At 49.2% G+C, this 6461-nt stretch carries 6 protein-coding genes; 4 read left to right on the top strand and 2 right to left on the bottom strand.

Translation table 11 applies throughout. The features are described from left to right. The first annotated feature begins 349 nt into the window (after positions 1 to 349). Both ACTHUT_RS12415 and ACTHUT_RS12410 read left to right on the top strand, forming a co-directional pair. Positions 350 to 1765: an SLC13 family permease gene (locus ACTHUT_RS12415; RefSeq protein WP_250600741.1), complete on the top strand. Its 1416-nt coding sequence runs from the start codon at positions 350 to 352 to the stop codon at positions 1763 to 1765. Between the two features lie 118 nt (positions 1766 to 1883). Beyond that, positions 1884 to 2393, top strand: a complete 510-nt coding sequence (locus tag ACTHUT_RS12410; protein ID WP_004519830.1) for a peptidylprolyl isomerase — start codon at positions 1884 to 1886, stop codon at positions 2391 to 2393. A 76-nt stretch (positions 2394 to 2469) separates the two neighbouring features. On the opposite strand, the gene ACTHUT_RS12405 is transcribed toward ACTHUT_RS12410, so the two are convergent. Next, positions 2470 to 2967 (bottom strand): YbhB/YbcL family Raf kinase inhibitor-like protein, encoded by a 498-nt coding sequence (locus tag ACTHUT_RS12405; protein ID WP_250601751.1) that lies wholly within the window; start codon positions 2965 to 2967, stop codon positions 2470 to 2472. A gap of 186 nt (positions 2968 to 3153) precedes the next feature. On the opposite strand from ACTHUT_RS12405, the gene ypfJ reads away from it, so the two are divergent. Continuing rightward, positions 3154 to 3996, top strand: a complete 843-nt coding sequence (gene ypfJ / locus ACTHUT_RS12400) for a KPN_02809 family neutral zinc metallopeptidase (protein WP_250600743.1) — start codon at positions 3154 to 3156, stop codon at positions 3994 to 3996. A 121-nt stretch (positions 3997 to 4117) separates the two neighbouring features. Continuing rightward, a complete protein-coding gene (locus tag ACTHUT_RS12395; protein ID WP_250600745.1) occupies positions 4118 to 5500 on the top strand; it encodes a phosphomannomutase/phosphoglucomutase in 1383 nt (460 codons plus the stop codon). A 103-nt stretch (positions 5501 to 5603) separates the two neighbouring features. On the opposite strand, the gene rpe is transcribed toward ACTHUT_RS12395, so the two are convergent. Further along, positions 5604 to 6284, bottom strand: a complete 681-nt coding sequence (gene rpe / locus ACTHUT_RS12390) for a ribulose-phosphate 3-epimerase (protein WP_250600747.1) — start codon at positions 6282 to 6284, stop codon at positions 5604 to 5606. Positions 6285 to 6461: the final 177 nt, after the last annotated feature.

Below are 6461 nucleotides of genomic sequence, written 5' to 3'. Positions count from 1 at the left end.
GCCGGCGCCTTGCTGGCAGCGGCAGGTCTGGCCGTTTGCGGCTTGTTGTTTAAGGAACAAGACAATCTGACGCAAAACGTTTAAATCCATATAAATCAGGATGGTATTACTGACTCGGCTGTAATTTTGGCAGTTTTACCGATTTGTCCTGATTCTTGTTAACCCACGATGGGTCTTTATTCCTCCGGATAAGCAGTTTTCTTGCTGCTTATCCGGTTTTCATTTCATTTTTAAAAAATAATTTACAATTTGTTTACACTACATTAAATTACAAATATACTGTTACCTATTAGGCCGTCTGAACGTACGGCTGAAAAGAAAAACCAATCATGTTTCAGAGGAATACATCATGGACTTAAACGCCAAGGATAAGACTCAGCATCCTGAGAACGTCGAGCTTCTCAGTGCGCAAAAGCCGATTACCGACTTTAAAGGACTGCTGACGACCATTATCTCTGCTGTTGTCTGCTTCGGCATTTATTACATCCTTCCTTACAGCACCGATGCCAACAAAGGTATCGCGCTGTTGCTTTTCGTTGCGGCACTTTGGTTTACCGAAGCCGTACACATTACCGTTACCGCACTGATGATCCCTATCCTTGCCGTTGTACTCGGTTTCCCGGATATGGACATCAAAAAAGCAATGGCCGGTTTCTCTGACCCGACGATTTACATCTTCTTCGGCGGCTTTGCGCTTGCAACCGCCCTGCACATGCAGCGTCTCGACCGTAAAATCGCCGTCAGCCTGTTGCGCCTGTCCCGCGGCAATATGAAAGTTGCCGTATTGATGCTGTTTGCCGTTACCGCCTTCCTGTCTATGTGGATCAGTAACACTGCGACTGCCGCGATGATGCTGCCTTTGGCAATGGGCATGATGAGCCACCTCGATCAAGAAAAAGAACGCAAAACCTACGTTTTCGTCCTGCTCGGTATCGCCTACTGCGCCAGTATCGGCGGCTTGGGTACCGTAGTCGGTTCTCCGCCGAACATGATTGCCGCCAAAGCGCTGAACTTGGATTTCATCGGCTGGATGAAGCTCGGCCTGCCGATGATGCTGTTGATTCTGCCGCTGATGCTGTTCTCCATGTACGTCATTCTCAAGCCTAATTTGAACGAGCGCGTGGAAGTCAAAGCCGAATCTATCCCTTGGACTTTGCACCGCGTTATCGCGCTGTTGATTTTCTTGGCCGCAGCCATCGCTTGGGTATTCAGCTCCAAAATCAAAGCCGCATTCGGTATTTCCAACCCTGATACCGTTATCGCCCTGATTGCCGCCGTTGCCGTCGTCGTATTCGGCGTGGCGCAATGGAAAGAAGTTGCCCGCAATACCGACTGGGGTGTATTGATGCTCTTCGGTGGCGGTATCAGCTTGAGCGCGTTGCTGCAGTCTTCCGGCGCATCTGAAGCTCTGGGTCAGCAAGTTGCTTCCACGTTCTCTCATTCTCCTGCATTGCTGGTGATTTTTGTGGTTGCCGCCTTCATCATCTTCCTGACCGAGTTCACCAGTAACACTGCTTCCGCCGCCCTGCTTGTGCCTATTTTCGCCAGCATCGCCGCGCAAATGGGCCTGCCTGAACAAGTCTTGGTATTCGTCATCGGTGTCGGCGCATCTTGTGCCTTCATGTTGCCGGTTGCCACACCGCCTAACGCGATTGTGTTTGGTACAGGCTTAATCAAACAACGCGAAATGATGAATGTCGGCTTATTGCTGAACATCCTCTGCGTGGTATTAGTTGCGCTGTGGGCTTATGCTGTACTGATGTAAACCATCGACCTAAACAACAAGGCCGTCTGAAAGAATATTTTTCAGACGGCCTTGAAGTTTGTCGTTCAGACACAATTTAACGAATGATACAAAACCGGATTCTAACGAAAGGAAACCCATGATTATCCTGCACACCAACAAAGGCGACATCAAAATCGAACTTGATTTTGACAAAGCCCCCGTTACTGCTAAAAACTTCGAGCAATACGTTAAAGACGGCTTCTACGACGGCGTAATCTTCCACCGCGTCATCAAAGGCTTCATGATTCAAGGCGGCGGCATGGACGAAAACATGAACGAAAAAGAAACCCGCGATCCGATTCAGAACGAAGCGTCCAACGGTTTGCCTAACGAGAAATACACCATCGCCATGGCGCGTACTTCCGATCCTCACTCTGCCAGCGCGCAATTCTTCATCAACACTGCCGACAACGCTTTCCTGAACTTCCGTTCTAAAGAGCTGTACGGCAAAACCGTCGTCCAAGACTGGGGCTATGCCGTATTCGGTAAAGTCGTTGACGGTTTTGACGTTGTCGATGCCATCGAAGGCGTTTCTACCAAACGCCACGGCTACCACGACGATGTACCGAGCGAACCTGTCATCATTACTAAAGCCGAAGTGGTTTAATTGATTTGATTTCCCATAAAAACAGCCTGTCCGAATTAAAAACGGACAGGCTGTTTTTTAATAATGACGCATAACGTCACACATCATAAGTACCGACCACGCATGCCGAATCCAACACATGGCCCTGCATGGCAAAATGCAGCTCATTAAAGCGGAAACCGCGCGGTAAATCCAAAACGGTATCCAGCGCGTACACAATCAGTTCATAACGATGTCGGTTGTTCGGTGGCGCCATACCGCCGTAAAAAGAAGCCTCTTCGATTTCAAATTTACCCAACGCACTCGCCCAAGTGTTCGCGCCCTGAGTGAAATCTGTTGCAGAAATACTCTCATTTTCTGCCACGGAAGTGCGTTTCAAATCCGAAATCAACCAATGCGTCCATACGAAGCCCGATGCCGAAATGGCATCTTTGTCTTCCAACACCACGGCAAACGATTTTGTTCCTTCAGGTGCATCTTCAATCTCAAAAGGAATCGAATAAGAAGACATACCGCTCGGGCTGAACTGGCTGCCGCGCTTGCCGTATTTGTCTTCAAATTCACCGTTGACAATAGCTTTACTGCTGACTTTCATCTTATATCTCCCAATAGTAGGTTGGTTCATTCTAACAAACACCAAGGCCGTCTGAAAGATACTGCCGTTTTCACTTTCCCGATGCCGCATTTTCAGACGGCCTCCAGCAATATTCGCAATTCGATCAAACACATTTGACATTCCATAGTATAATCCGCCGCATGAAAACTATACAGGATACGCATTATGGATTGGAAAGGTCGTGAACAAAGCCAAAACGTCGAAGATCGCCGTGGAAGCCGTGGCGGCGGCGGTGGCGGCAAAACGCCGGGCATACTCGGCATTATCGTGGTTTTGGTCGGTGCATATTACGGCGTGGATTTGAGCGGTTTGGTTGGCGGCTCATCTTCGACGGGCATTCCTACCCAGCAAGCTACCCGACTCGACAGCCAACAAGAAGCCGAATTGAACGAACTGTCCCGTGTCGTCCTTGCCGATACGGAAAAAGCATGGGGCAAATACTTTCAACAACACGGTCAAAGCTATAGACCGACGACCATGGTGTTGTATGAAGGCGGTACATCCACCGCCTGCGGTACGGGCCAATCTGCCATGGGTCCATTTTACTGCCCGGGCGACCAAAAAGTTTATTTGGATTTGAGTTTCTACGAAGACATGCGCACCAAGCTCGAATCCGCCAGCGATGCCGCGTTTGCCTACGTTATTGCCCATGAAGTCGGCCATCACGTTCAAAACCTGCTCGGCATTCTGCCTAAAGTCCACAAAATGCAACAACAAGTCGGCAAGAAAGAGGCCAATGCCCTTTCCGTCAAACTCGAATTGCAGGCCGACTGTTTCGCCGGCATTTGGGGACACTACGCCGTCAACAACAATATCTTCAAAGCAGAAGACATTCAAAAAGCGATGCTGGCTGCCGAATCCGTCGGCGACGACCGCTTGCAGAAACAGGCTCAGGGCTATGTCGTTCCCGACAGCTTTACCCATGGCTCGTCCGAAGAACGCATGACTTGGCTCAAGCGCGGTTTAGAAAGCGGCGACATCAACCAGTGCAACACTTTCAACAATTGATTCGTCCAAGCAACACTGTTCTTTGATGTAACGACAGAAGGCCGTCTGATTTTTTCAGACGGCCTTTTAGCCGTGTTAGAATAAACCCCATTATTTCCACTTAAATTTAAAGGAAATCCACATGGCAAATATCGCCCGCGACATTTTTAAAGCCTACGATATCCGAGGCATCGTCGGTAAAACCCTGACTGCCGAAGCTGCCTACTTAATCGGTAAAGCCATTGCCACCAAAGCCTTAGAAAAAGGCATTACCCGCATCGCACTCGGCCGCGACGGCCGTTTGAGCGGTCCCGGCCTGATGGCACAAATTCAACGCGGTTTTACCGACAGCGGCATCGACGTCCTCAACGTCGGTATGGTTGCCACTCCTATGCTCTACTTCGCAGCCATCAACGAATGCGGCGGCAGCGGCGTAATGATTACCGGCAGCCACAATCCGCCTGATTACAACGGTTTCAAAATGATGCTCGGCGGAGACACGCTCGCAGGCGAAGCCATTCAAGAACTTTTAGCTATTGTTGAGAAAGACGGTTTTGTTGCCGCCGACAAACAAGGCAGCGTAACCGAAAAAGACATCTCCGGCGAATACCACAATAACATCGTCGGCCACATCAAGCTCAAACGCCCGATGAAAATCGTGATTGACGCGGGCAACGGTGTCGGCGGCGCATTTGCAGGCAAACTCTACAAAGGTTTGGGCAATGAAGTGACCGAACTTTTCTGCGAAGTGGACGGCAATTTCCCTAATCACCACCCCGATCCGTCCAAACCGAAAAATCTGCAAGACCTCATCGTCGAGCTTAAAAACAGCGATGCCGAAATCGGCTTGGCATTTGACGGCGATGCCGACCGCTTGGGCGTAGTTACCAAAGACGGCAACATCATCTATCCAGACCGCCAACTGATGCTTTTCGCGCAAGACGTGTTGAGCCGCAATCCTAAAGCCAAAGTGATTTTCGACGTCAAATCCACCCGTCTGCTCGCGCCTTGGATTAAAGAACACGGCGGCGAACCTGTAATGGAAAAAACCGGCCACAGCTTCATCAAATCCACCATGAAAAAAACCGGCGCACTGGTTGCCGGCGAAATGAGCGGTCACGTTTTCTTTAAAGAACGCTGGTACGGCTTCGACGACGGTATGTATGCCGGCGCACGCCTCTTGGAAATCCTGTCTGCCTTCGACAATCCGTCCGAAATGTTGAACAGCCTGCCTCAAAGCATTTCCACTCCGGAACTCAACATCGACTTGCCGGAAGGCAGCAACGGCCACAAAGTGATTGAAGAGCTGGCTGCCAATGCCAAGTTTGAAGGTGCAACCGAAATCATCACCATCGACGGCTTGCGCGTTGAATTCCCTGACGGCTTCGGCCTGATGCGTGCTTCCAATACCACGCCGATTTTGGTATTGCGCTTTGAAGCGGATACGCAAGAAGCGATTGAGCGCATTCAAAACCAATTCAAAGCAGTCATTGAAAGCAATCCTGCATTGAAATGGCCGCTGTAAGGGTTTAGGCTAAAAAAAGGCCGTCTGAAAATCATTTCAGACGGCCTTTAATATTAAACATTGATGATTCCAAAGTTTGGAAACCAAGAATATCCCGGCTTAGTTATCCGACTTGCGCCAACTGTTGACGCATTTCATCGATAACGGCTTTGTAATCCGGTTTGCCAAAAATCGCCGATCCGGCCACAAACGTATCCGCACCTGCCGCTGCAATTTCAGCAATATTGTCTGTCTTCACGCCGCCGTCGACTTCCAATGCGATATGGCGGCCGCTTTGCCGTTCATACTCGTCCAACATCTCGCGCACTTTGCGGATTTTCACCAGCGTATTCGGAATAAAACTTTGTCCGCCGAAGCCCGGGTTGACCGACATCAGCAACACCATATCCAGTTTGTCCAAAACGTTTTCCAGAATATTGACCGGCGTAGCAGGATTCAATACCAAGCCTGCCTGACAGCCGTATTCTTCAATCAAACCCAAGCTGCGGTCGACATGGCGGCTGGCTTCAGGATGAAAGGTAATGATATTGGCACCGGCTTTGGCAAACGCATGAATCAAATCGTCCACCGGCTCAACCATCAAATGCACATCGACCGGCACGGTTGCATACGGTTTCAAAGCCGCGCAAACCATAGGGCCGAAAGTCAGATTCGGCACATAATGATTGTCCATCACGTCAAAATGAATCAAATCCGCACCGGCGCGGATCACTTCGGCAACCTCTTCGCCCAAACGGGCAAAATCAGCGGACAAAATACTGGGTGCAATACGGTAGTCGGCCATGTTTATTCTCCTAAAGTGTGTTCCTTTGTCATTATCGCATTTTTAACCCTATGTTGTATGCTGCCGACAATATCTCTGCCGTCATTTTTATGAATTTACATTTCATATACATTAATGAAACTTATAATCACATAGTAAGGCTTTGAAAATAAATTATTAGATTACATATATGTGCAA

The organism is Neisseria sp. P0022.S010, assembly GCF_051956635.1.
This window is presented reverse-complemented; position numbering and strand designations above follow the sequence as displayed.

Coding starts and splice junctions, on each gene's coding strand:
- ACTHUT_RS12415 (WP_250600741.1), top strand. CDS start 350: ATGGACTTAAACGCCAAGGATAAGACTCAGCATCCTGAGAACGTCGAG.
- ACTHUT_RS12410 (WP_004519830.1), top strand. CDS start 1,884: ATGATTATCCTGCACACCAACAAAGGCGACATCAAAATCGAACTTGAT.
- ACTHUT_RS12405 (WP_250601751.1), bottom strand. CDS start 2,967: ATGAAAGTCAGCAGTAAAGCTATTGTCAACGGTGAATTTGAAGACAAA.
- ypfJ (WP_250600743.1), top strand. CDS start 3,154: ATGGATTGGAAAGGTCGTGAACAAAGCCAAAACGTCGAAGATCGCCGT.
- ACTHUT_RS12395 (WP_250600745.1), top strand. CDS start 4,118: ATGGCAAATATCGCCCGCGACATTTTTAAAGCCTACGATATCCGAGGC.
- rpe (WP_250600747.1), bottom strand. CDS start 6,284: ATGGCCGACTACCGTATTGCACCCAGTATTTTGTCCGCTGATTTTGCC.